At 67.8% G+C, this 22,291-nt stretch carries 22 protein-coding genes and 1 pseudogene; 9 read left to right on the forward strand and 14 right to left on the reverse strand.

What is annotated here, in order from left to right; translation table 11 throughout:
- The first annotated feature begins 6 nt into the window (after positions 1 to 6).
- From ACZYZ7_RS24665 to ACZYZ7_RS24675, 3 genes are all read left to right on the forward strand, one after another.
- Positions 7 to 723, forward strand: coding sequence for an LppM family (lipo)protein (locus ACZYZ7_RS24665; protein WP_135455723.1), 717 nt, complete (start codon positions 7 to 9; stop codon positions 721 to 723).
- A 122-nt stretch (positions 724 to 845) separates the two neighbouring features.
- Positions 846 to 1,934, forward strand: a complete 1,089-nt coding sequence (idsA2, locus tag ACZYZ7_RS24670; protein WP_463742028.1) for a bifunctional (2E,6E)-farnesyl/geranyl diphosphate synthase — start codon at positions 846 to 848, stop codon at positions 1,932 to 1,934.
- Between the two features lie 31 nt (positions 1,935 to 1,965).
- On the forward strand, positions 1,966 to 3,492 hold the full coding sequence (locus tag ACZYZ7_RS24675; RefSeq protein WP_450070657.1) for an alpha-(1->6)-mannopyranosyltransferase A: 1,527 nt from the start codon (positions 1,966 to 1,968) through the stop codon (positions 3,490 to 3,492).
- Here ACZYZ7_RS24675 and ACZYZ7_RS24680 read toward each other — a convergent pair.
- Positions 3,481 to 3,885, reverse strand: coding sequence for an Rv2175c family DNA-binding protein (locus ACZYZ7_RS24680; RefSeq protein WP_450070658.1), 405 nt, complete (start codon positions 3,883 to 3,885; stop codon positions 3,481 to 3,483). The genes ACZYZ7_RS24675 and ACZYZ7_RS24680 overlap by 12 nt on opposite strands.
- Positions 3,886 to 3,921: 36 nt before the next feature.
- Here ACZYZ7_RS24680 and ACZYZ7_RS24685 point away from each other — a divergent pair, with 36 nt between their 5' ends.
- The gene (locus ACZYZ7_RS24685; RefSeq protein ID WP_463742029.1) at positions 3,922 to 5,193 is read left to right on the forward strand and encodes a protein kinase domain-containing protein; all 1,272 of its coding nucleotides are present in this window, start codon (positions 3,922 to 3,924) and stop codon (positions 5,191 to 5,193) included.
- On the opposite strand, the gene ACZYZ7_RS24690 is transcribed toward ACZYZ7_RS24685, so the two are convergent.
- The 3 genes from ACZYZ7_RS24690 to ACZYZ7_RS24700 are packed head-to-tail and all read right to left on the reverse strand — an operon-like array spanning position 5,190 to position 8,015.
- Positions 5,190 to 6,587, reverse strand: a complete 1,398-nt coding sequence (locus tag ACZYZ7_RS24690) for a class II 3-deoxy-7-phosphoheptulonate synthase (RefSeq protein ID WP_135455732.1) — start codon at positions 6,585 to 6,587, stop codon at positions 5,190 to 5,192. The genes ACZYZ7_RS24685 and ACZYZ7_RS24690 overlap by 4 nt on opposite strands.
- A 4-nt stretch (positions 6,588 to 6,591) precedes the next feature.
- Positions 6,592 to 7,140, reverse strand: coding sequence for a polyadenylate-specific 3'-exoribonuclease AS (locus ACZYZ7_RS24695; RefSeq protein ID WP_463742030.1), 549 nt, complete (start codon positions 7,138 to 7,140; stop codon positions 6,592 to 6,594).
- Entirely contained in the window at positions 7,140 to 8,015 is an 876-nt protein-coding gene (locus ACZYZ7_RS24700; RefSeq protein ID WP_135455736.1) for a hypothetical protein, read from the reverse strand. Before ACZYZ7_RS24700 ends, ACZYZ7_RS24695 begins: the two co-directional genes overlap by 1 nt.
- Before the next feature lie 83 nt (positions 8,016 to 8,098).
- On the opposite strand from ACZYZ7_RS24700, the gene ACZYZ7_RS24705 reads away from it, so the two are divergent.
- Positions 8,099 to 9,412 (forward strand): glycosyltransferase family 87 protein, encoded by a 1,314-nt coding sequence (locus tag ACZYZ7_RS24705; protein ID WP_463742031.1) that lies wholly within the window; start codon positions 8,099 to 8,101, stop codon positions 9,410 to 9,412.
- Here ACZYZ7_RS24705 and ACZYZ7_RS24710 read toward each other — a convergent pair.
- The 5 genes from ACZYZ7_RS24710 to ACZYZ7_RS24730 all read right to left on the reverse strand — a co-directional run bounded on the left by ACZYZ7_RS24710 (position 9,409) and on the right by ACZYZ7_RS24730 (position 12,872).
- Entirely contained in the window at positions 9,409 to 10,152 is a 744-nt protein-coding gene (locus ACZYZ7_RS24710; protein ID WP_135455740.1) for a lysophospholipid acyltransferase family protein, read from the reverse strand. The genes ACZYZ7_RS24705 and ACZYZ7_RS24710 overlap by 4 nt on opposite strands.
- 108 nt (positions 10,153 to 10,260) lie before the next feature.
- The gene (locus ACZYZ7_RS24715; protein ID WP_463742032.1) at positions 10,261 to 10,674 is read right to left on the reverse strand and encodes a hypothetical protein; all 414 of its coding nucleotides are present in this window, start codon (positions 10,672 to 10,674) and stop codon (positions 10,261 to 10,263) included.
- On the reverse strand, positions 10,671 to 11,945 hold the full coding sequence (locus tag ACZYZ7_RS24720; RefSeq protein WP_135455745.1) for an ArsA family ATPase: 1,275 nt from the start codon (positions 11,943 to 11,945) through the stop codon (positions 10,671 to 10,673). The genes ACZYZ7_RS24715 and ACZYZ7_RS24720 overlap by 4 nt, the downstream gene beginning before the upstream one ends.
- Entirely contained in the window at positions 11,942 to 12,379 is a 438-nt protein-coding gene (locus ACZYZ7_RS24725; protein ID WP_135455747.1) for an SRPBCC family protein, read from the reverse strand. Before ACZYZ7_RS24725 ends, ACZYZ7_RS24720 begins: the two co-directional genes overlap by 4 nt.
- A 103-nt stretch (positions 12,380 to 12,482) precedes the next feature.
- A complete protein-coding gene (locus ACZYZ7_RS24730; protein WP_135455749.1) occupies positions 12,483 to 12,872 on the reverse strand; it encodes a polyketide cyclase / dehydrase and lipid transport in 390 nt (129 codons plus the stop codon).
- Positions 12,873 to 13,113: 241 nt separating this feature from the next.
- On the opposite strand from ACZYZ7_RS24730, the gene ACZYZ7_RS24735 reads away from it, so the two are divergent.
- Positions 13,114 to 14,910 (forward strand): AMP-dependent synthetase/ligase, encoded by a 1,797-nt coding sequence (locus tag ACZYZ7_RS24735; RefSeq protein ID WP_463742033.1) that lies wholly within the window; start codon positions 13,114 to 13,116, stop codon positions 14,908 to 14,910.
- Positions 14,911 to 14,920: 10 nt separating this feature from the next.
- On the opposite strand, the gene pimB is transcribed toward ACZYZ7_RS24735, so the two are convergent.
- From pimB to ACZYZ7_RS24755, 4 genes are all read right to left on the reverse strand, one after another.
- On the reverse strand, positions 14,921 to 16,054 hold the full coding sequence (gene pimB, locus ACZYZ7_RS24740) for a GDP-mannose-dependent alpha-(1-6)-phosphatidylinositol monomannoside mannosyltransferase (RefSeq protein ID WP_463742034.1): 1,134 nt from the start codon (positions 16,052 to 16,054) through the stop codon (positions 14,921 to 14,923).
- 60 nt (positions 16,055 to 16,114) lie between these two features.
- Complete coding sequence (locus ACZYZ7_RS24745; RefSeq protein ID WP_463742035.1) at positions 16,115 to 16,990, reverse strand: peptidase; 876 nt, start codon at positions 16,988 to 16,990, stop codon at positions 16,115 to 16,117.
- Positions 16,959 to 18,092 (reverse strand): peptidoglycan hydrolase RipC, encoded by a 1,134-nt coding sequence (gene ripC / locus ACZYZ7_RS24750; protein WP_450070664.1) that lies wholly within the window; start codon positions 18,090 to 18,092, stop codon positions 16,959 to 16,961. The genes ACZYZ7_RS24745 and ripC overlap by 32 nt, the downstream gene beginning before the upstream one ends.
- A 152-nt stretch (positions 18,093 to 18,244) precedes the next feature.
- On the reverse strand, positions 18,245 to 18,511 hold the full coding sequence (locus tag ACZYZ7_RS24755; protein ID WP_286175061.1) for a hypothetical protein: 267 nt from the start codon (positions 18,509 to 18,511) through the stop codon (positions 18,245 to 18,247).
- Here ACZYZ7_RS24755 and ACZYZ7_RS24760 point away from each other — a divergent pair.
- Positions 18,432 to 18,662 carry a hypothetical protein gene (locus ACZYZ7_RS24760; protein WP_167857645.1) on the forward strand — a complete coding sequence of 77 codons (231 nt, stop codon included), beginning with the start codon at positions 18,432 to 18,434 and terminating at the stop codon, positions 18,660 to 18,662. The genes ACZYZ7_RS24755 and ACZYZ7_RS24760 overlap by 80 nt on opposite strands.
- 32 nt (positions 18,663 to 18,694) lie before the next feature.
- Positions 18,695 to 20,512, forward strand: a pseudogene (locus ACZYZ7_RS24765) (DEDD exonuclease domain-containing protein); the annotation flags it as partial.
- Here ACZYZ7_RS24765 and trpD read toward each other — a convergent pair.
- The gene (trpD, locus tag ACZYZ7_RS24770) at positions 20,450 to 21,544 is read right to left on the reverse strand and encodes an anthranilate phosphoribosyltransferase (RefSeq protein WP_286175062.1); all 1,095 of its coding nucleotides are present in this window, start codon (positions 21,542 to 21,544) and stop codon (positions 20,450 to 20,452) included. The pseudogene ACZYZ7_RS24765 and the gene trpD overlap by 63 nt on opposite strands.
- A 135-nt stretch (positions 21,545 to 21,679) precedes the next feature.
- Here trpD and ctaE point away from each other — a divergent pair, with 135 nt between their 5' ends.
- The gene (gene ctaE, locus ACZYZ7_RS24775) at positions 21,680 to 22,291 is read left to right on the forward strand and encodes an aa3-type cytochrome oxidase subunit III (protein WP_135460124.1); all 612 of its coding nucleotides are present in this window, start codon (positions 21,680 to 21,682) and stop codon (positions 22,289 to 22,291) included.

Genomic DNA, 22,291 nt, shown 5'->3' on the forward strand with positions numbered 1-22,291 from the left:
GGCACGATGACCAGCGTGCACGTCCGACCACCGAGCCGCCTTCCCAGACGTAGCCGACGGACCCGCGTCCTCACCCTGGTGATGTTGCTGCTGATCCTGCCCATGGCGGTGGGCTGTGTCCGGGTCCGCACCTCGATCACGGTGTCCCCCGACGACCGGGTGTCCGGCCAGATCATCGCCGCGGCAAAACCCCGGGACGCCGACGACAAGGGCCCCCAGCTGCTGAACAACCTCCCGTTCGCCACGAAGGTCGCGGTCTCGGAATACAGCCGCGACGATTTCGTCGGCTCCCAGGCGGTGTTCTCCGACCTCACCTTCGCCGAGCTGCCCCAGCTGGCCGGCATGAGCCGCGATGCCGCCGGAGTCGACATCTCCCTGCGCCGCGCCGGTGACCTGGTGATCCTGGAGGGCCGGGTCGACCTCACCTCACTGTCCGATCCACAAGCCGATGTCCTGCTGACCGTGTCGTTCCCCGGCGAAGTGACCTCGACCAACGGCGATCAGGTGAGCTCCTCGATCGTGGAATGGAAACTGCGGCCGGGCGTCGTCAGCACGATGAACGCCCAGGCGCGCTACACCGACCCGAGTGCCCGGTCGTTCACCACCGCGACCATCTGGCTCGTCATCGGCGCGTTCCTGGTGGCCGGAGTGATCGGTGCCCTGGCCTGGATGAGCCGCGACACCTCGCCCAAGCCGGGTGACCCCGTCGCCGGCAGCGACTGAGCGGACCGTCCCGGCCGAGCTCACAGCTACGCCGCACTCGCTTGGTACAAAACGCGTGGCACGCTCTACGCTGAGTGCACTCGGGGACACATCGTTGACACAGAAAGGGGCGGGCGCTGAGCGTGCAAACATCGGCTCCGTCAACCGTCGAGCTGGCGGGAGCCGTCACCGACCAATTGCGCGACTACCTGCGTGAGCGCCGCAGCGACTGCGAATACATCGGAACCGACTACGCCGAGCTGACCGAGGCCCTCGAGGAGTTCGTGCTCCGTGGCGGCAAGCGGATGCGCCCGGCCTTCGCCTACTGGGGCTGGCGCGCGGTGATCGATCCGGCCGACCGCCCGGCCGGTCCCGACGTGCTGAGGCTGTTCGCCGCGCTGGAAATGCTGCAGGCCTGCGCCCTGGTTCACGACGACGTCATCGACGATTCAGCCACCCGGCGTGGCCTGCCCACCGTGCACCGGCTGTTCGCCGACCGGCACCGCGACCGCAACTGGCACGGCTCGTCCAAGCAGTTCGGCCTGTCGGCGGCCATCCTGGCCGGCGACCTGGCCCTGTCCTGGGCCGACGACATCGTCGCCGCGGCCGACATCCCGGCTGACGCGCAGCGCCGCGTCCAGCAGGTCTGGCGGCACATCCGCACCGAGGTGCTCGGCGGCCAGTACCTCGACATCGTCGCCGAAGCCAGCGGTGCCGAATCGGTGGCCTCGGCGATGAACGTCAACACCTACAAGACCGCGTCCTACACGGTTGCCCGGCCACTACAGCTGGGCGCGGCGGCCGCCGCCGACCGGCCCGACGTGCAGCAGATCTTCCACCAGGTCGGTAACGATCTCGGCGTCGCCTTCCAGCTTCGCGACGACGTCCTCGGGGTGTTCGGAGACCCGGCGGTGACCGGCAAGCCCTCCGGTGACGATCTGCGATCCGGCAAGCGCACCGTGTTGCTGGCCGAGGCACTCGAGCTGGCCGACAAATCCGATCCCGGCGCCGCCGAGCTGCTGCGCACCTCGGTGGGCACGGAGCTGTCCGATGAACAGGTCGGTGACCTGTGCCGGGCCATCGAATCGGTCGGCGCGCTGGCCGCGGTCGAAGCGCACATCGAACTGCTCACCCACCGCGCCCTGGATACGCTGGCGGCCGCACCGATCCACGACCAGGCGAAGACCGGCCTGGCCGAAATCGCCCGGTTCGCGGCGAACCGGTCGGCGTAGAACGCCGTCACCACGACATGACAGCTCCCTCATGACGCCCTTGCCTACCGAGACCCCGAGCACCGGGGTCGCACAACATATCTCGCGCTTTGCCGCATTCGCGGTGTCCGCCGAGGCCCGGCCGGCCCGGCTGGGGTGCCTGGGCGCAGCCCTGCTGACGATCGGTGGTCTGGGCGCGGGCAGCACCCGACTGCACGACCCGCTGCTGGAGTCCCTGCACCTGTCGTGGTTGCGGTTCGGGCACGGTCTGGTGCTGTCCTCGATCCTGCTGTGGGTCGGCGTCGCTGTGATGTTGATCGCCTGGCTGTGGCTGGGCCGGCGCGTGATCGACGGCACCGCCACCGAATACACCATGGTGGCCACCACCGGGTTCTGGTTGGCTCCGCTGCTGCTGAGCGTGCCGCTGTTCAGCCGCGACACGTACTCATACCTCGCCCAGGGAGCCCTGCTGCGCGACGGCTTCGACCCCTATGTGGTGGGCCCGGTCGAGAATCCGAACTCGTTGCTGGACAACGTGAGTCCGATCTGGACGACGACCACCGCACCGTACGGACCGGCGTTCATCCTGGTCGCGAAGTTCGTCACGATCCTGGTGGGCGACGACGTGGTGGCCGGCACCATGCTGCTGCGGTTGTGCATGCTGCCCGGCCTCCTGTTGCTGATCTGGGCGGCGCCACGGGTGGCCCGCCACGTCGGTGCCAACGGGGCTGCGTCGCTGTGGATCTGCGTGCTCAATCCGCTGGTGATCGTGCACCTGATGGGCGGCGTACACAACGAGATGCTGATGGTCGGCCTGATGATGGCGGCGATCGCACTGACCTTCGCGGGCCGGCCGGTGATCGGGGTCAGCCTCATCGCGATCGCCGTCGCGGTCAAAGCGACCGCCGGGCTTGCGTTGCCGTTCCTGGTCTGGGTATGGATGCGCCAACTGCGGGACAAGCGAAGCATGCCCGCCCTGCGGGCGTTCGCCCTCGCCACGGCCGCCTCGGTGCTGATCTTCGTGGCGGTGTTCGCGGTGACGTCGTTGTTGGCCGGCGTCGGCCTCGGCTGGCTGACGGCGCTGGCCGGGTCGGTCAAGATCATCAACTGGCTCACCGTGCCCACGGCGGCCGCCAACCTGATCAATGCCATTGGCGGCCTGATCTTTCCGGTCAATTTCTACGCAGTGCTCGAGGTCGCCCGGATCATCGGCATCCTCACCATCGTGATCGCCCTGCCACTGTTGTGGTGGCGCTACCGCCACACCGACCGCGAAGCCCTCACCGGCATCGCCCTGGCCATGGTGGTCGTCGTGCTGTTCGTTCCGGCCGCCCTGCCCTGGTACTACACCTGGCCGCTGGCGGTGGCTGCCGCCCTGATCCAGACCCGGCCCGCCATCGCCGCGGTCGCCGGATTCTCCACCTGGATCATGGTGATGTGGAAACCCGATGGGGCACACGGCATGTACTCGTGGGCACATGTCCTGCTGACCACGGCATGCGCAGTGGTGGCGTGGTACTCGCTCTACCGCACACCCGAGACGACGCCCGAGGCGCAGGGCCAGCCGTCAGTAACCTAGCGCCTGCGCGCGGCGCAGGACCTCGCGTGCCTGGTGGGAATGCAGCGCGTCGACCGGGCGGGCATTGGACACCTGCTCGGTGCGGCCGTCGGCGGTGATCGTCAGCGACTCGTCCGGGGTGAACAACCAGCGCACGATCTCGGTGTCGCGGTAGCCGCCATCGCGCAGCACGACCAGCAGACCGGGCAGGTGCTTGACCACGTGACCGTCGCCGTCGAAGAAGATCTTCGGCACCACCAGGGCGCGGTTGCGGCGCACGGCGATCAGCTGCCCGTCACGCAACTGTTGGTGCACCTTGGTGACCGGGATGCCGAGCAAATCCGACACTGTGGGTAGGTCATACACGGCCTCGTCGGGGGCCAGAACGTCATCGGCCGCTGGAATGCTGCTCACCGCATCGATTCTAGGACCTCGTCCGAAACTCGTAACATGTGTCCGGTGGGGCAGCAATCGGATCCACTCGTCGGCACGATGCTCGACGGGCGTTATCGCGTGGACACGCCCATCGCCACCGGCGGCATGTCCACGGTCTACCGCGGCCTTGACGTCCGCCTGGACCGTCCTGTGGCCCTGAAGGTGATGGACTCCCGCTACAGCGGCGACAGCCATTTCCTGACCAGGTTCGGCCGTGAGGCCAAGGCCGTGGCCCGGCTGAAGGATCCCGGGTTGGTCGCGGTGTACGACCAGGGCGGCGGAGGCTCAGGAAAAGGCCCAGACGGGCAGCCACCCTTCCTGGTGATGGAACTGGTCGAGGGCGGAACGCTGCGCGAACTACTGGCCGAACGTGGTCCGATGCCGCCGCATGCGGTCGCCGCGGTGCTGGAGCCGGTGCTCGGCGGGCTGGCGGTGGCACACCGCGCCGGACTCGTACACCGCGACATCAAGCCCGAGAACGTGCTGATCTCCGACGACGGCGAGGTCAAGATCGCCGACTTCGGTCTGGTACGTGCCGTGGCCGAGGCCAAGATCACATCGACCAGCGTGATCCTGGGCACCGCGGCCTACCTGTCCCCCGAGCAGGTCAGCACCGGTGACGCCGACCCGCGCAGCGATGTGTACGCGGTCGGCATCCTCACCTACGAACTTCTCACCGGCGTCACACCGTTCACCGGAGACTCCGCACTCACGGTCGCCTACCAGCGGATGGACAATGACGTGCCCGCACCCAGCGCGGTAATCGCAGGGGTACCAACACAATTCGACCAGTTCGTGCGCCGGGCCACCGCCCGCGACGCCGCGCAGCGATTCGCCGACGCCGATGACATGCGGGCCGAACTCCACGCGATCGTCGACGACCTCCGCCTGCCGGCGTTCCGGGTGCCCGCTCCGCAGCAGTCAGCACAGCACCTGGCCGCGACCCGCGTCCATGATCTCGCCGAGCCCGACGATCCCCGCGTCGGGGCCACCACCGTCGTGACAGCCGCACCGCCGCCCCCGCCCCCGGCACCCGCGCCGCGCCAGCCCACCCGCGAGATCACCCGGGACCGACATGACTGGGCGCCGATCCCGGCTGATCCCGACACCAGTGAATACTCTTTCGGCGCAGGACAATTCGCCGGTATCGAGATGAGTGAGTTCTACTGGGCCCGCCACCGCGCCAAACGGGTACTCGCGTTCTGGTTGATCGCGATCATCACGCTGACCGGCCTTGTCGCCGCCGCGGCCTGGACGATCGGCAGCAACGTCGGCGCTTTGCTCTAGCTGCGCAGCATCTCGGCGACGAGGAACGCCAACTCCAGGCTCTGCTGGGTGTTGAGCCGTGGATCGCAGGCGGTCTCGTAGCGGCCGGACAGGTCCGAATCCGAGATGTCCTGTGCCCCACCGAGACATTCGGTCACGTTCTCGCCGGTGATCTCGACATGGATGCCACCGGGGTGGGTGCCCAGAGCGTTGTGCACCTCGAAGAACCCCTGCACCTCGTCGACGATGCGGTCGAAGTGCCGGGTCTTGTAGCCCGTCGACGACTCGTGGGTGTTGCCGTGCATCGGGTCGCACTGCCAGATCACCTTGTGGCCGGTGGCCTCGACCTTCTGGATGATCGCAGGCAGCAGATCGCGCACCTTGTTGTTGCCCATCCGCGTCACCAGGGTCAGCCGGCCGGGCTCGTTGTTCGGGTCCAGCCGCTCGACATATTCGACCGCCTGCTCCGGGGTCGTGGTCGGCCCCAGCTTGATCCCGATCGGGTTGGCGATCACCTCGGCCAGCGCGACGTGGGCACCGTCGAGCTGACGCGTGCGCTCACCGATCCACAGGTAGTGCGCGGACTGGTCGTACAGCTTGGGTGGTCCGTCCGGGTTCTCCGCCGGGTCGGACAGGCGCAGCATCGCGCGTTCATAGTCGATGACCAGCGCTTCGTGGCTGGCGAAGATATCGGCGGTCTGCAGATTGCGGTCGGCCACCCCGCAGGCGGACATGAACTTCAGGCCGCGGTCGATCTCCCCGGCCAACGCCTCGTAGCGGGCCCCGGCGGGCGAGGTCCGGACGAACTCGCGGTTCCAGTCGTGCACCAGGTGCAACGACGCCAGCCCGGACGAGGTCAGCGCGCGCACCAGGTTCATGGCGGCGCTGGCATTCGCGTAGGCCCGCACCAGCCGCGACGGGTCATGGTCGCGCACAGCAGCATCCGGGGCGAACCCGTTGATCATGTCACCGCGGTAGGACTTCAGGCCCAGCGAATCCAGATCGGCCGACCGCGGCTTCGCGTACTGGCCCGCGATCCGGGCCACCTTGACCACCGGCATGCTCGCGCCGTAGGTCAGCACGACCGCCATCTGCAGCAGGGTGCGGATGTTGGCCCGGATGTGCGGCTCGGTGTTGTCGACGAACGTCTCGGCGCAGTCGCCACCCTGCAGCAGGAACGCCTCGCCCCGCGCGACGTCGGCCAGCAGGCTCTTGAGCTTCTCGATCTCCGACGGCACGGTGACCGGCGGCACGCTCTCCAGCACGGTGCGCATGGCTTTCGCCTCGTCCGCGTCCCAGCTGGGCTGCTGCACGGCCGGCTTGGCCAGCGCTGACTCGAGCCGCTGACGCAGCTCGTCGCTCAGCGGAGGGAGCGGCGGCAGCTCGTCGATGGGGATGTCAACGGTCCAGTTCACCCATTCATGGTAGCCGCCGGTGAACGGCCGTTTTCGCCGGTTGCGTGGTGTCGGATTCCCGCGCCTGCGCCGGCCCAAGGCCCGTCATCAGCTGGAACCGGTGCAGGTTGTGCCGTGCGTCGACCAGCGCGTCATGCGCTTCGGTCGGCCGCGGTGGCATCCGCGGTGATCCGCGGTCCTCCCAGAACTGCCGCAGCTCGCGGGTGAATCGCGGCATCGCCGGAGGCAGATCGGTCATCGGGCCCCACAGCTGGCAGAGCACGACGTGGTCATAGGCACCCACCCAGGCCCACAACTCGATCGGCTCGTCACCGTCGATGTCGAAGAAATCCTCCAGTTCCGACCGGATCTGCCGCCGCGACCGCCAGAGTTGCGAGGACGGGGACGGCAGCTTGGGCAGCACGTGCTTGCGTACCCACCGACCCGCGCGGTCCGGATTGAACTCGGTCGAGATCGCGTAGTACTCGCGTCCGTCCTCGGCGGCCACGCCGATCGAGATCAACTCGATGGTGCGACCGTCGTCGATGAACTCGGTGTCGTAGAAATAGCGCATCAGGCGATCTGCTCCGTCTTCGTGTCCGGCACTGTGACCGGGGCGGGGGCCGCGTGGATCTCCCGATCGAGCTCCGCGTCGACGGCGGCGTCGTCGGGGAACTTCGGCATGCCGGTGATCGCGTCCTGCAACCACAGTTTGGCCTGCACCACGGGCCGGCGCAGCCAGCGCTCCCGTTCCAACGCGCGGTGCATCTTGCGGGGACGACTGGTGTAGCGCCAGCGTGCCCACGGTGCGTGCGGCCGCGACAGCCGAACCGCCCCGACGAACAACAACGGGGTTATGAACATGCCCACCAATCCAGTCCACACCTTGCCTTTGAGCAGGACCACCACCGCCAGCAGCAGGGTCAGTACCGCCACCATGACCACGAGTACGCGGATGGCCAACGACTGGTCCTCGCGCCAGATACCGATATCAAAGAATGACAGCGGGTTGAAACCCAGGATCAACAGCCCCGCGACCGCCACGGCCGCGAACACCGCGTCCACCGAGGTGCGGCCGTCCTCGGCCCAGTACACATCCGAAAGGTGCAGGATCAGCGCGAACTCGTCGAGCACCAGGGCCGCACCGATGCCGAAGAACACCGCGGCAACGGTGAACTCCGCTACACCGCCGTTGACTGCCAACGTCACCATCGTCACGCCCGACACCATCACGAGCACGACCCCGATCACCATGTGGTGAATGTGCACGGAACCGTGTCCCATGTTGCGGGGCTGCCACCACTTGGGCGGGCGTTCGCTGTCGGCATTCCGGCGGATGTAACGCACCACGATGCGGGTCACGAAGAACGTGAGAATGAACGCCACCAGGCAGCACAGCAAAGGCAGACGATCCTGGGTGAGGAAATCGAGATGAACGGTCGCGTGCACGCACAGAGAACTTACGCCGACCGGCGCGCGGCGCGAGAGCGGATGCGCCGTCGGCGGGTTACCCCCGATAGTCTGTTGAGAACATGAGTAAGCGGCAGTCGCCCGGCGGAGTTGGTTGGGCACCGACGATCGGGTGGCGGCTTTTTCAGTTGCTCACAGTGGCCGGGTTGATCCTGGTCGGCTGGCGGCTGCTGGGCCACGTGCCCTATCGCATCGACATCGACGTGTACCGGATGGGCGGACGGGCCTGGTTGGACAACCAACCGCTGTACGCCGACGGCGCCATCTTCCACACCCAGGGCGGCCTCGACCTCCCGTTCACGTATCCGCCGCTCGCGGCGATCATGTTCGCGCCGTTCGCCTGGCTCTCTCTGCCTGCGGCCAGTGTGGCGATCACCGCCACCACTCTGGTGCTCCTGATCGTCTCGCTGGTCATCGTGCTCACCCGGCTGAACGTCTGGCCGGAGACCACGATCACCTCGGAGCCGGTCTGGCTGCGCCGCTGCTGGCTGGCGACCGCGCTGGTGGTGCCTGCGGTCTTCTGGCTGGAGCCGATCCGGTCGAACTTCGAGTTCGGCCAGATCAACGTGGTGCTGATGACGCTGGTGGTCGCCGATTGCGTACCGCGCCGGACGCCGTGGCCACGCGGTGTGCTGCTGGGCCTGGCGATCGCCCTCAAGCTGACTCCCGCGGTCTTCCTTCTGTATTTCCTGCTGCGCCGCGACGTCCGCACCCTGCTACGGACCGCCGCGGCCGCAGTGGTGGCGACGATCGCCGGATTCGTGCTGGCCTGGACGGATTCGATCGAGTACTGGACCAAGACGGTGCGCAACACCGACCGGATCGGTACGGCCACGCTCAACACCAACCAGAACATCGCGGGCACGCTGGCCCGGCTCGGCCTGTCCGAGGGGCCGCGGTTCCTGTTGTGGGTGGCCCTCTGCTTCGCGGTGCTGGCCCTCACGGTTTGGGCAGCCCGGCGGGCCCTGCGCTCCGGCACCGATGAGGCCCCTGTGGTCGCACTGATCTGTGTGGCGATGTTCGGCCTGGTGGTGTCACCGGTGTCGTGGTCACATCACTGGGTCTGGACCCTGCCGACCCTGGTGGTGACCGGTGTGCTCGCCTACCGGATGCGCAAGATCCCCCTGGCCGCGCTGTCGCTGGCCCTGGTGACCCTGATCGGACTCGCCCTGATGGTGTGGACGCCCATCGCATTGTTGACGCCCCACCACGAGACCGCCGCGTCGCTGATGCGGCAGCTGGCCGGTGACGCCTACCTGTGGTGGGCACTCGCAGTCATCGCGGTCATCGGCTTCGCGTGCGCCGCCCGGGCGGGTCAGACCACCGCTGAGCCCGCCGCCCCACTGGTCCGGTTGACCGGCGGCGAAACGTCCTAGCCCGCTGCGGCGTGCGGCAGCCGGGACGCGGGCTTGCTCGCGTCGACCGGCTGGCCGTTGGTCTGCTGCGCGCTCTCCTTGATGGCGGCGGCATAGATGTCGACGTACTCCTGACCGGACAGGTCCATCAGGTCGTACATCACCTCGTCGATCACCGCGCGCTCGATGAAGCGGTTACCGGCCAGACCGTCGAACCGGCTGAAGTCCATGGGCTTGCCGAACCTGACCTCGACCCGGCCGAACCGCAGCCCCTTCGACCCCGGCGGGTTGACCACATCGGTGCCGACCATGGCCACCGGGATCACCGGCACACCGGTCTCCAGGGCCAACCTGGCCAACCCGGTCTTGCCCTTGTAGAGGCGGCCGTCCGGGGATCGGGTGCCCTCGGGATACATACCGAGCAGCTTGCCCTCACCCAGGATGCGCTTGGCGGTGGTCAGAGCGGCCTGCGCCGAATCCGCATCGGTGCGGTCGATCGGCACCTGTCCGACGACGGTGTAGAACCAGGCCAGGAACCGGCCCTTGATCCCGGTACCGGTGAAGTATTCCTGTTTGGCCAGGAACGTGATTCGACGGCTGACCGCCAGCGGCAGGTAGAAGCTGTCCATCACCGCCAGGTGATTACTGGCCAGGATGGCCGGACCGTCGGTCGGAAGATGTTCCAGCCCAGTGATTTTGGGCCGGCCGAGGACGGCCAGCAAGGGGCCCAACAGGACGTACTTGAACAGCCAATACCACATGGACCCTCCACCTTGTGCGCACCGCGCAATGCTCTGCGACAACTGTACCCAGGCCATGTTGTGGCTACCACAGCAAGCCCTGGATGCCTGCTGAGTCTCAGCAATGCCTCAGTCTTCGACCGTGACCGGGATGTGCTGGTAGCGCCCCGGAGGCGGCGGGGGCGGGTAATCGTCGGGCGGCGGTGCATCCGGTCCCCCGTCCGGCGTCGGGCTACCTCCGCCGGGACCGCTATCCCCACCACCGCCGAACCCATCGGCCCCCTCATCGAGGATCGCGCGAATCACCGTCAGCAGGGCCACACTGTGCTCGGCGATCACCGACAACAGCGGATGCTGCTCACCGTTGACGACCGCGGCCAACGCACACACCGGGCACCACACCTGCTGGCACTTACCCGGGCTGTCATCGGCCGACGCCGCGAAATTGGCCGCTACCAACCGCACCGCCGGATCCAGCCGGTCCAGGATTTCCTGCGCCAACTGCCGCAACTCCGAACCCAACTCGGGATGAGACCCCGTCATGCCGGCCACACCTCCGGATTCGGACGAAAACGTACCGTCAGTTCGCTACCCCGCAATTGCGCATCTGCCACGGTGCACCGACGCAGGACAGAGGCCAACCGCACCCGGCGCCGCATACCCGCGACACCGATGATCAAGTCGTCATCGACACGCCCCAGCGTGAGGCCGGCCGAATCGATCTGCGGTAACTCTAACCTCAACCGGTACACGGCTTCGAGTCCAGATCCCGACTCCCGGTCGACGACGGGCCGCAATGGGCCCGGTGGCGGCGACCCGTCACGGCGTCGCGCGCTGTCGATCAGCTCCCCCAGTGCCTTGGCGCCGATCGGCTCCCCCGGCACGTGCGGTACGAGCACCAGCTGCACATCGCCGATGGTGGCATCGAGATCGTCGAGCACCGACTGCTGCTCGGCGATCCGCTCGGTGTACCAGTCGAACGCGGGATGGGCCGGAAGGTTGTGGTACTCGAACGAATCATCCTGCACCAAAATCTGATTCACGATGATCTCGGTCACCTCGACGCCCATCAGGGCAAGCGATCCCAGCGTCCGCGAGGCTTCGGCCGCCACCACCCGTTCGGGGGTGAGCACCAGATGGGCGCTTACCCGGGACCCGTCGGTGAGCAAGGTCCCCAGCCTGCGGATGCCCGAATCCACGCGTTCGATCAGGGCGACGATGGCCGCGCTGACCGCATCCGGTGAGCCCGACAGCCTGCGGTGCCGTGGCCAGGCCCGCTCCAGATACAGGCCGAAGGTCTCGGGCAGCGTGAGCATCCGCAAGGCATCGGCGGTCGAGGCACAGTCCACCACCACGTGATCCCAGCGTCCGGAATCGGCGAGCTCCCCGACCTCGTGCAGCCCGAGCACTTCCTGGATCCCCGGAAGCGCCGAAAGTTCTTCGGGGGCAACGTCTCCCAGATCCGATTCGGGGAAGCGGGCCGCCAGCGGCCCGGCCGTCTCGACCCAGCGCGCACCGAGTAGGGCCAGCGTGTCGAGCGCGAGGGCGTCCAGCACCCCGCCCGCTTCCGTCAGTCCGGCGTCCAGATCGCTGAGCACCCGGGTGGGGGCACGTTGACCGGTTGGGGCGAGCGCGATCCCGAGAACATCGCCCGTGGAATGAGCCTGATCGGTGGACACGATCAGCACCCGCTGACCGGACGCGGCGTCACGAACCGCGGTGGCCGTCGCCAGCGTCGACTTACCTACGCCGCCCTTGCCGACGAACAGGCTGATCCTCGCAGGGGTCCGTGCGCTCCCGTCCGGCGAAGTCACTCAGCCTCTGCTCGCTTCTTCAGGTCTTTGAGCGCGGTGTCAGTCAGCCGCCGCTCAGCCTTCCGCTTGAGCAGACCGATCATCGGGATGATGAGATCGACCGACAGCTCATAGGTCACCTCGGTACCGGATCCCTTGGGCGCCAAGCGGTATGCCCCCTCCAGCGACCGCAGCAGTGAACTGGATACCAATGACCAGGTCACCGAGGTGCGATCGGCGGGCCACACGTAGGTCAGCACCATGGTGTCCTTGAGCACCGCGGCGTCGAGCACCATCCTGGCGGTCTTGGGATTGCCCTGCGCGTCGGTCTCGAGGACCTCGGCTTCCTTGTATTCGGCGACCCACTGCGGGTACGAGCCGATATCGGCGATGACATCCATCACCGTCACCGGATCAGCGTCGATATAGATGGTCTGTGTCGTCTTGTCGGCCACCGCGTCGCCCTTCTCCCCGCCCCACGGGGCTGCCGTGCTCCCCTGCCCCGCGGGGATGCCCTGGCTCTCGCCGAGAAATCTACCCTCCCGTGAACAAACGTGGTCAGGCCAGTCGGGACACCCCGACTGGGCGAGCCGACTCCAACCGCTGCTTGATCCCGAAGGACATCACCTTGCCCGCCACGCGGCGTTGGTGGTTCATTTTTGCCAGATCCATCTCGGCCAACTGTTTGGCCGTGGCGCCGGACGGTTCGGCATGCAGGAAGTAGTGCAGCACCACACCGTCCATCACCTCCTCGAGCCAGACCTCCATCGTGCCGGTCAACGCACCGGTCACGTTCCAGCGGTGGCCCTTCTCGGCGCGGTCCTCGACGACGTTGAGCACCAGGTCGGGCCACCACCGCCGCCAGCTGGCGGGATCGGCAACCGCGGCGCCGACCGCGACAGGATCGGCGCAGACGAATGTCTCGTCTGCGATCTGAATGCTGTTCATGCGGACTAGCTTCACATATGTGTGATGACCACCGCACACAGCCGGGAGAAGCAACGATGACCATCGCCCTTCGCACGGCCACCCCGCTCGTGGCCGGTGCGCCGGCCATCAGGGTGCTACCGCACCGGGCGGTGTGGCCGGATCGACGACGACAGAATCCAAACCCGTGCTCTGGGTGAGCGCCTGACGCGGACTAGGCTGACCCGCAAAGTCGGTACCACAAGCCTGGGAGGGCAAGATCGTGCGTGAGTTCAGTGTTGCCGCGTCGTTCACCGTCGACGAGCACGACAACATCGTCAGTTCGGTAGCCGCGCACGCGGCCGAGAGCCCTGACCACGTCATCTTCCGGCGCCTGGTCAACGGCACCTGGACCGACGTGACCTGCGCCGAAGCAGCCGACCAGATTCGTGCGGTCGCCCTGGGCCTGATCGCCGAGGGCATCCAGCCCGGTGACCGCGTGGCGATCCTGTCGGCCACCCGCTACGAGTGGCCGATCATCGACTTCGCGATCCTGTCGGTCGGCGCGGTGACCGTGCCGATCTACGAGACCTCCTCGGCCGAACAGGTGCGGTTTGTCCTCGACAACTCCGCGGCGCGGATCGTCTTCGCCGAGACCGACACGCACGCCGAGACCGTGGAACAGCTCCGCGGCCAGTTGCCCGAATTGCAGAAGGTGCTGCGGATCGAAGGCACCGGCACACCCGCGCTGGAGGCCATGGCCGAAGCCGGTAAAGCGGTCGACGCCGCCGAGATCGACACGCGCCTGGCCGGGATCCGTTCGGCCGACCCGGCCACCCTGATCTACACCTCCGGAACCACCGGACAGCCCAAGGGCTGCCAGCTGACCCACTCGAACCTGCTCTACGAGATCCGGGGAGCCAAGGCCTGCTTCCCCACTGAGCTGGCCGCGGGTGAACGGATGCTGGTGTTCCTGCCGCTGGCCCACGTGCTGGCCCGGGCCATCACCATCGCGGCCTTCACCAACAAGGTCACCCTCGGCTTCACCAGCGACATCAAGAGCCTGGTCCCGACCTTCGGCGTGTTCAAGCCGACCCTGGTGGTCTCGGTGCCCCGCGTGTTCGAGAAGGTCTACAACACCGCCGAGCAGAACGCCCGAAACGACGGCAAGGGCAAGATCTTCGCGATCGCCGCCGACACCGCGATCGAGTGGAGCAAGGCCCAGGACACGGGCGGCGCCGGGCTGCTGCTGCGGGCCAAGCATGCGCTGTTCGACAAGCTGGTCTACGGCAAGCTCCGGGCGGCCCTGGGCGGTGAATGCCGGGCGGCAATCTCCGGCGGCGCACCACTGGGCGCGCGGCTCGGCCACTTCTATCGCGGTGTGGGACTGAGCATCTACGAGGGCTACGGCCTCACCGAGACCAGCGCGGCGATCACCGTGAACCGGGTCAACGACCTCAAGGTCGGCTCGGTCGGCAAGCTGATGCCCGGCAACAGCATGCGCCTCGCCGAGGACGGCGAGTTGCTCGTCAAGGGCGGCGTGGTGTTCAGCGGCTACTGGGGCAATGAGACCGAGACCAACGCGGTCTTCACCGACGACTGGTTCCACACCGGCGATCTGGGCGCCATCGACGACGACGGCTTCCTGACCATCGTCGGGCGCAAGAAAGAGATCATCGTGACCGCGGGTGGCAAGAACGTCGCACCCGCACTGCTCGAGGATCGGCTGCGGGCCCACCCGTTGATCAGCCAGGCGATGGCCGTCGGCGATAAGCAGCCGTTCATCGCCGCGCTCATCACCATCGACCCCGAGGCGTTCCCGGGATGGAAGCAGCGCAACGGGAAGGACGCGGGCGCCTCGGTGGCTGATCTGGCCGACGACCCGGACCTGCTGGCCGAGATCGACCTGGCGGTCAAGGAGGCCAATCAGGCTGTGTCGCATGCTGAGTCGATCCGCAAGTTCCGGATCCTGCCCGTCGACTTCACCGAGGACACCGGTGAACTCACCCCGACGCTGAAGGTCAAGCGCAAGGTGGTGGCCGAGAAGTTCGCCACCGACATCGCGGCGCTGTACGGCTGATCCCGCGGGCTCAGCCGGAGAGCAGCCCGGTCAGCCGGGCGCCCTGAGAGCGCCACTGCCAGTTGTCGACCGCCCAGTGCCGTCCTGCCACGCCCATCGCGGCAGCGCGGCCGGCATCGGCCAGCACGTCGCCCACGGCCGTCGCGACCGCAGCCACATCGGTGCCGTCCACCACGGTGCCGGTCTGACCGTCGAGCACGGTTTCCGGTGCCCCGCCAGAGGTTCCGGCGATCACAGGTACGCCGCAGGCCGACGCCTCCAGGTAGACGATGCCCAGTCCCTCGACATCCAGGCCCGCCCCCCGGGTACGGCACGGCATGGCGAACACGTCGGCCATCGCATGGTGGGCGGGCAGTTCCGCACCCGGCACCGCACCTGTGAAGTGGACGTCGGCGGCCACATCGTGGGTGTGTGCGAGTTGTTGCAAGCTCTGCAGATACGGTCCCCCACCGACGATGACCAACGCCGCATCGGGGACGCGGCGCCGGATGGCCGGCCACGCCCGGATGAGCATGTCCTGCCCCTTGCGCGGCACCAGTCGGGACAGGCACACCACCACCGGGCGCTGCCCCAGCCCGTAGCGGGCCCGCAACTCCGCCCGGGCCACCGAGTCGGGCACGAAGCGGTCGGTGTCGACGCCGGGCGGCAGATGTTCCAGCGCCGCACGGGGACCGAACGCCGAGGCGAACCTGCCGCGGGTGTAGCGGCTGATGAACGTCACGACGTCGGCGTCGTCTCCGATGCGGCGCAGTGCGCTCCGTGCCACCGGCAGCATCGACCAGCCGACCTCGTGGCCGTGGGTGCTCGCCACCACGCGCCTGGCTCCGGCTCGCCGGGCCAGCGGGCCCAGCAGCGCCAGCGGCGCGGCCGCCCCGAACCACACCGTCTCGATGTCGTTCTCGGCGATCAACCGCTGCATGCGGGACGCCACGGTCGGCTCCGGCACCATCAGCGTGGTGGGATGCCGCACGACGCGGTACCCGGCCGCGTCGTCGAAGTCTGCGCTGCCCTTCCATTTCGGTGCATACACCGTGAGCTCGTGCGAGCCGTCGCGCACCAACTCACCGACGAACGCCTCCAGGTACGACTGGATACCGCCGCGGCGCGGCGGAAAGTCGTTGGTGACCAACAAAACCCGCGTCATCGCGGTTGACCGCTCTGGCGCGACCCGTCTGCGCTCCGTCTGCTCCCCATCGGCGACAGGCTATCCGGTCAGCCAGCGGCGCCAACCGGCAACCACGCCGTCGAGGTCGGCGCCCAGCGTCTCCCGCACTGCAGTGGCCACATCCGGATGACCGGGGCCACATGCGCGCAGGTACAGCTCACGCAGCTTCGGAACCCCGTAGGCGTCGGCAACGTAGCGGCTGAACCACCACGCCCGGTCATAGGCCAGACTGCGGGCGGCGCCGGGTGTGTCGAGATCCGCATCGGTGGGCAGCTGGGCCAGCTCCGCCGCCTGCGCCGGTGCCGCGGTGGGCGGCCGACCGACATAGTCGGCCACGCCCTCGGTCAGCCAACGCGGTGCATCGGCCGCGGTCGCCGACCGGGCCGCGTAATGGAACAGCTCGTGGCGCAGCACGATTCGTAACGCGGCAGGACTCATGTCGGCGGCGCCCGGAGCGAACATGATCCGCGCCGCGGTGGTGGTCGCGGCAATGTCGGGGGCTCCGCCGGCCAGTACCCGGAACTGCTGATCGGACCCCGCGACCGCGATCTCGATGTCTCTCGGCCAGTCGGGACCCCAGAATGCGGTCACCGTGGCGGCCGCCGCACCGAGTTCGGATCCCAGGCGGCCCAACAGGGCCTGCGACTGCGATCCACCCAGGGCCAGCAGCCGGGCGGTGCGCCCGTCCGGCAACACCATCGTGGTGACGGGTTCGGGTTTGCGCAGCGTCGAGGCGACGGTGGTGCCGGACGACGCATCCGGAGGTGGGGTCGGCGGCGACTTCCACAACAGGGCCGCCGCCAGAATCAGTTCGACCAGCAAGACCGCTGTCAGCAGCCGCCGGCCGGCGGTCAGCGTGAAACTGGCCGCCCTATCGGGACGCTCAGTACCGACGGACGTTGTAGATCGGCGCATTGTTGACCGGGGCGACCCGAACCGGGGTGCCGTAGGTCGACGCGTGCACCATCATTCCGTCACCGATATAGATGCCCACATGGGAGGCGTCGGAGTAGTAGGTCACCAGATCACCCGGTTGCATCGAATCCGACGAGACCGGCTGACCACCGCGGGCCAGCGCCTGGCTCGAATGCGGCAGCGAGATGCCCGCCTGCTGGAACGCCCACATCACCAGGCCCGAGCAGTCGAAGGAGCTGGGGCCTGCCGCTCCCCAGGAGTAGGGCGAGCCGATGCGGCTCAGCGCCGCCTGGATGACAGCGCCGGAGTGGCCGCTGCCCCCACCCGCGAGGGCGCCTTCCGGCGGGGCGACATCACCGGGCGGAATCCCGTTCGGCGGGTCGGCCAATACGGCGGGATCCTGCGGCGGCAACGCCTCGGGCGCAGGCACCGGCGGCGTCGGCGGCAGGGCCGTCATCGCTTCCCGCTGGGCCGGGCTCAGGGCCTGGTACTGCGACTTGACGACCGCAATCTGCACCTGAAGCTGACTTTGCTTGGATTGCAAATCGGCGCGCACCGCGGCGGCCTGCTCGGCGGCGGTCTTGGCTTCGGCGGCCGATTTCGCCGACTCCTGCTCAGCCCGAGCGGCCTTCTCGCCCACCGAGCGGAAGCTCTTCATCTGTGCCGACATCTCGGTCGCCATCACCCGCTGCACCGCGAGTTGTTCGATCAACTGCTGCGGCGAGCTGGCCGTCAGGATCGCGTCGACACCGGAGGTGCGGCCCCCCATGTACTGGGCCGCAGCTACCTTGTTGACCGAAGTCTGAAAGATTGCCAGCTGCGACTTGGCCTGATCGATCGCCGCGGTGTCGTCGGCATGCTTCTTTTCCGCAGTCTCCTGTGCGACAAGCTTATTGTTCAGGTCGAGCTGCGCGGAGTGCATCGCCTCGGTGGTCTGCTCAGCCTGACGGGACAGCTCATTGAGCTTTGCCAGGGCATCATCACCGGGATCGGCGTGCGAACTCGTAGCCAGGAGTCCGGATATCAAGGTCAAGCCCGCTATTGCACCTGCAATGGGTCGCTTGACACGACTTGTGGGCCGGTGCGCGCGGTCGTGCCTCAAGTATTCGTCCTCACAACTGGCGATGGCGAGCCGCCTCGAACTGCTCTTAGGTCTCAGATAGGTTACGAAACGGCATCGGGCTTGTCCAACGGAAGCTGCAAATTTAACAGCCGTCCCTGAATATTTTCCTGTGCACGAACCGCTGCGTGTCGTCAGGCGACTCCCGATCTACCGTCCCGGTGAATCGGAACGAGTCGCAGCCGCGGCGCAAGGCCCACGTCAGCGAGCACTTCCAATGCCTGACGCTCGTCATCCAGCAAAGTTTCGGGAACCCCGAGCAACACACTCACTACGCAGTCCTGACATCCGGGCCCACGTACCGCGCAATCGTCGCAGTCGATGGTCACGCTGCCGGTGTCCGGCTGGTCGGGGCAAGGCTCGTCGGCCCAGGACCAGGTGTCCTGCCGCACTCCGCTCATCTTGACCGTCCTCTCGATCGGTGTTGCGCGCACCGTAACGCCGGGCACCGACAAGGAGCGCAGCGGATTGGAGCGACGACCCGACAAGGAGCGCAGTGGATTGGAGCGACGACCCGACAAACCCGGGCGCAGCGGCGGCGAGCTTGCCTGATGTTGTCAGTGGCAGTGCCTACCGTCATCACCATGGGCCAGCGCAACATCCCCGACGCCGGGCAGCTGGCCTTGAGCTTGGGCACAGGCGTCGACCCCGATGTCGCCCTCTCCCTCGCCGAGACCACCTTCGTCGTGGTGGACCTGGAGACCACCGGGGGGCGAGCCACCGCGAAGGCACCCGGCGACGGTTACGACGCCATCACCGAGATCGGTGCGGTGAAGATCCGTGGCGGCGAAGTGCTCGGCGAATTGGCCACCCTCGTCGATCCGGGCCGCGCCATCCCACCGCAGATCGTCGAGCTCACCGGGATCACCACGGCGATGGTGCGCGACGCGCCGCGTATCGAGTCGGTGCTGCCGGCATTCCTGGAGTTCTGTCGGGGCGCGGTGCTCGTCGCCCACAACGCCGGGTTCGACATCGGCTTCCTGCGCGCGGCCGCTCAGCGGGCGGAGCTCGGCTGGCCGCGGCCCCCGGTGCTGTGCACGGTGAAACTCGCGCGCCGCGTACTGACCCGGGACGAGGCGCCCAGCGTGAAGCTGTCGGCACTGGCCCGGCTGTTCGGTGCGTCCACCACGCCCACCCACCGTGCCCTCGACGACGCCCGCGCCACGGTCGACGTCCTACACGGACTGATCGAGCGAGTCGGCAACCAGGGCATCCACACCTTCGCCGACCTCAAGAACTACCTGCCCGACGTCACGCCCGCCCAGCGCCGCAACCGCTCACTGGCCGACCGGCTGCCCAACAGCCCTGGCGTCTACCTGTTCCGCGGCCCCTCTGACGAAGTGCTCTATGTGGGCACCGCGGTCGATCTGCGGCGGCGGGTCCGGCAGTACTTCACCGGCGCAGATCCGCGGGCCCGGATGAAGGAGATGGCCTCGCTGGCGCGGGTTGTCGACCATGTCGAATGCGCCCACGATCTGGAGGCCGGGGTGCGCGAGCTGCGACTGCTCGCGGCCCACGCACCGCCGTACAACCGGCGTTCCAAGTTCCCGCAACGATGGTGGTGGGTGGCCCTGACCGAGGAGGCCTTCCCGAGGTTGTCGGCGGTGCGAAACCCCGGGCGCCGCACCGCTTTCGGGCCGTTCTCGGCCCGGTCCGACGCCGTGCAGTCGGCAATCCTGCTGGCCCGGTTCACCGGGGTGCGCACCTGCACGGCCCGCTTCGGCGCGGCGGCGACCCACCACTGCCCCGAAGTCGAACTCTCACCGTGCCCGGCCCCCCAAGACGTCGATGCCGGGCAGTACGCGGCCGCGGTCCAACGTGCCACCGCGCTGATCAACGGCACCGACCACACCGCGCTGGCGGCGACACTGGCCCACATCGGAGAACTTGCCGCGGCCCGCCGGTACGAGACCGCCGCCCGGTTGCGCGATCACACCGCGGTGGCCATCGAGGCGCTGTGGCGGGGCCAGCGGTTACGCGCCCTGGCCGATCTGCCCGAACTCGTGGCCGCACGCGGCGACGGTAACGGCGGCTGGCATTTCGCGGTGGTCCGCTACGGCCAGTTGGCCGGGGCAGGCACCGCCCGGCGCGGCGTGCCGCCGATGCCGGTGGTCGAGGCGATCTGCGCGGCCGCGCAGGTAATCCTGCCCACCGCAACACCATTGGGCGGCGCACTGGTGGAGGAGACCGCGCTCATCGCCCGCTGGCTGGCAGCACCCGGAGTGCGCATCGTGCGCGCCGACGGCGGATACACGACACCGATCGGGGCGGCAGGCCGCTACGCACAGTGGGCGGCCACGGCCCGCTCGGCCCGATTGGCCGCGGCCCAGCAGCAGAACTCAGAACTGCAGGCTGAACCGCACCCAACGCGCGAGCAGTTGTTCGGCCGCACCAGAGTCGATGGCCTCGGTGGCCCGCGCCAGACCGGCCTCCCACGCCGGCACCCACTTGGCGTCGCTGGCTAGACCGGCATGGGCCACCATCGCGCCTGCCGCGTTGAGCACCACCGCGTCCCGCACCGGCCCCTTGGCCCCGCCCAGCACGGCGCGCGCCGATGCCGCGTTGGCCGTGGCGTCACCGCCGACCAACTCACTGATGTCGGCACGCTTGAAGCCGAAGGCTGCGGGGTCGAACTTCAACCGGTCCACCGTGCCGGCCTGCACTCGCCAGATGGTGCTGGTGGTCGTGGTGGTGAGTTCGTCGAGTCCGTCGTCGCCGTGCACGACCAACACGCTGGAACCGCGGGCGGCGTACACCCCGGCCATCACCTCGGCCAGGTCGTCGAACGCACAGCCGATCAGGCCGGCCCGGGGTGCGGCCGGATTGGTCAGCGGTCCAAGCAGATTGAAGACCGTGGGAACCCCGATCTCCCGACGCACCACCGAGGCGTGCCGGTACGACGGGTGGAACTGCGGAGCGAAGGCGAACCCGATGCCGACCTCGGCGACACTGCGGGCCACCTCGTCGGGACCCAGGTCGATCCGCACCCCGAGCGCCTCCAGGGTGTCCGCACCGCCCGACAGCGACGACGCCGCGCGGTTGCCGTGCTTGATCACCGGGACTCCGCAGGCCGCCACCACGATGGCCGCCATGGTCGACAGGTTCACCGTGTTGGCCCCGTCGCCGCCGGTACCGACGATGTCGACGGTCTCGTGACCGATCTGATCGGTGGGCACCCGGCGGGCGTGCGACAGCATGATGTCGGCCAGCTCCCCGACTTCGGTCGAGGTCGGCCGTTTCATCTTCATCGCCACCGCGAAGCCGGCGATCTGAGCCGGGGTCGCCACGCCGGTCATGATCTGGTCCATGGCCCATCCCGCGTAGCCGTTGGGCAGGCTCTGCTCAGTGGTCAGGCGCCCGAGAATGAGCGGCCACGACGGCGCCGCCACCGAGGCGGACGCGGATGAGAACTGAGAAGAAGATGCAGGAGCCACCGCCGAATGTTATCGCTGCGCGGCCATGACACCGGCGCCCCGGCGCCGTGCAGCCGACCCGAGGGCGACGCGTTTGAAGATCAATTGCTCGACCCGGGTGGAGTTCGACAACTACAAAGCGTCATACTTGCGGATGTGACGAGCGCTGTAGGTACCTCGGGAACGGCAATCACGTCGCGCGTTCATTCGCTGAACAGACCAAATATGGTCAGTGTCGGCACCATCGTGTGGCTTTCCAGTGAACTCATGTTCTTTGCTGGACTCTTCGCGATGTATTTCACCGCGCGCGCGCAAGCCGGTGGCAACTGGCCGCCCGAGCCGACCGAACTCAATTTGGCCCTTGCTGTTCCGGTGACGCTGGTTCTGATCGCGTCATCCTTCACCTGCCAGATGGGCGTGTTCGCCGCCGAGCGCGGCGACGTGTTCGGCCTGCGCCGGTGGTATGTGATCACGTTCCTGATGGGCCTGTTCTTCGTAATGGGCCAGGGGTACGAGTACATCCACCTGGTGAAGGAGGGCACCACCATCCCGGGCAGTGCCTACGGATCGGTCTTCTATCTGACGACCGGTTTCCACGGCCTGCACGTGATCGGCGGACTAGTTGCGTTCATCTTGCTGCTGGCCCGCACCAAGATGAGTAAGTTCACGCCCGCGCAGGCCACCGCAGCGATCGTCGTCTCGTACTACTGGCACTTCGTCGACATCGTCTGGATTGCGCTGTTCGCCACCATCTACTTTGTCCGATGA

The sequence above is a fragment of the Mycobacterium sp. IDUB_17 genome, from assembly GCF_055419465.1.

What these genes read in the sequence shown, in the direction of transcription:
- ACZYZ7_RS24665 (WP_135455723.1), top strand. Translation starts at nt 7, where the DNA reads ATGACCAGCGTGCACGTCCGACCACCGAGCCGCCTTCCCAGACGTAGC.
- ACZYZ7_RS24710 (WP_135455740.1), bottom strand. Translation starts at nt 10,152, where the DNA reads ATGTGGTATTGGCTGTTCAAGTACGTCCTGTTGGGCCCCTTGCTGGCC.
- ACZYZ7_RS24755 (WP_286175061.1), bottom strand. Translation starts at nt 18,511, where the DNA reads ATGAGCGGAGTGCGGCAGGACACCTGGTCCTGGGCCGACGAGCCTTGC.
- ACZYZ7_RS24695 (WP_463742030.1), bottom strand. Translation starts at nt 7,140, where the DNA reads ATGCGCTATTTCTACGACACCGAGTTCATCGACGACGGTCGCACCATC.
- ACZYZ7_RS24685 (WP_463742029.1), top strand. Translation starts at nt 3,922, where the DNA reads ATGTGTCCGGTGGGGCAGCAATCGGATCCACTCGTCGGCACGATGCTC.
- pimB (WP_463742034.1), bottom strand. Translation starts at nt 16,054, where the DNA reads ATGACGCGGGTTTTGTTGGTCACCAACGACTTTCCGCCGCGCCGCGGC.
- ACZYZ7_RS24760 (WP_167857645.1), top strand. Translation starts at nt 18,432, where the DNA reads ATGGTCACGCTGCCGGTGTCCGGCTGGTCGGGGCAAGGCTCGTCGGCC.
- ACZYZ7_RS24705 (WP_463742031.1), top strand. Translation starts at nt 8,099, where the DNA reads ATGAGTAAGCGGCAGTCGCCCGGCGGAGTTGGTTGGGCACCGACGATC.
- ACZYZ7_RS24730 (WP_135455749.1), bottom strand. Translation starts at nt 12,872, where the DNA reads ATGAACAGCATTCAGATCGCAGACGAGACATTCGTCTGCGCCGATCCT.
- ACZYZ7_RS24675 (WP_450070657.1), top strand. Translation starts at nt 1,966, where the DNA reads ATGACGCCCTTGCCTACCGAGACCCCGAGCACCGGGGTCGCACAACAT.
- ACZYZ7_RS24745 (WP_463742035.1), bottom strand. Translation starts at nt 16,990, where the DNA reads ATGCGCCGATCTACAACGTCCGTCGGTACTGAGCGTCCCGATAGGGCG.
- ACZYZ7_RS24715 (WP_463742032.1), bottom strand. Translation starts at nt 10,674, where the DNA reads ATGACGGGGTCTCATCCCGAGTTGGGTTCGGAGTTGCGGCAGTTGGCG.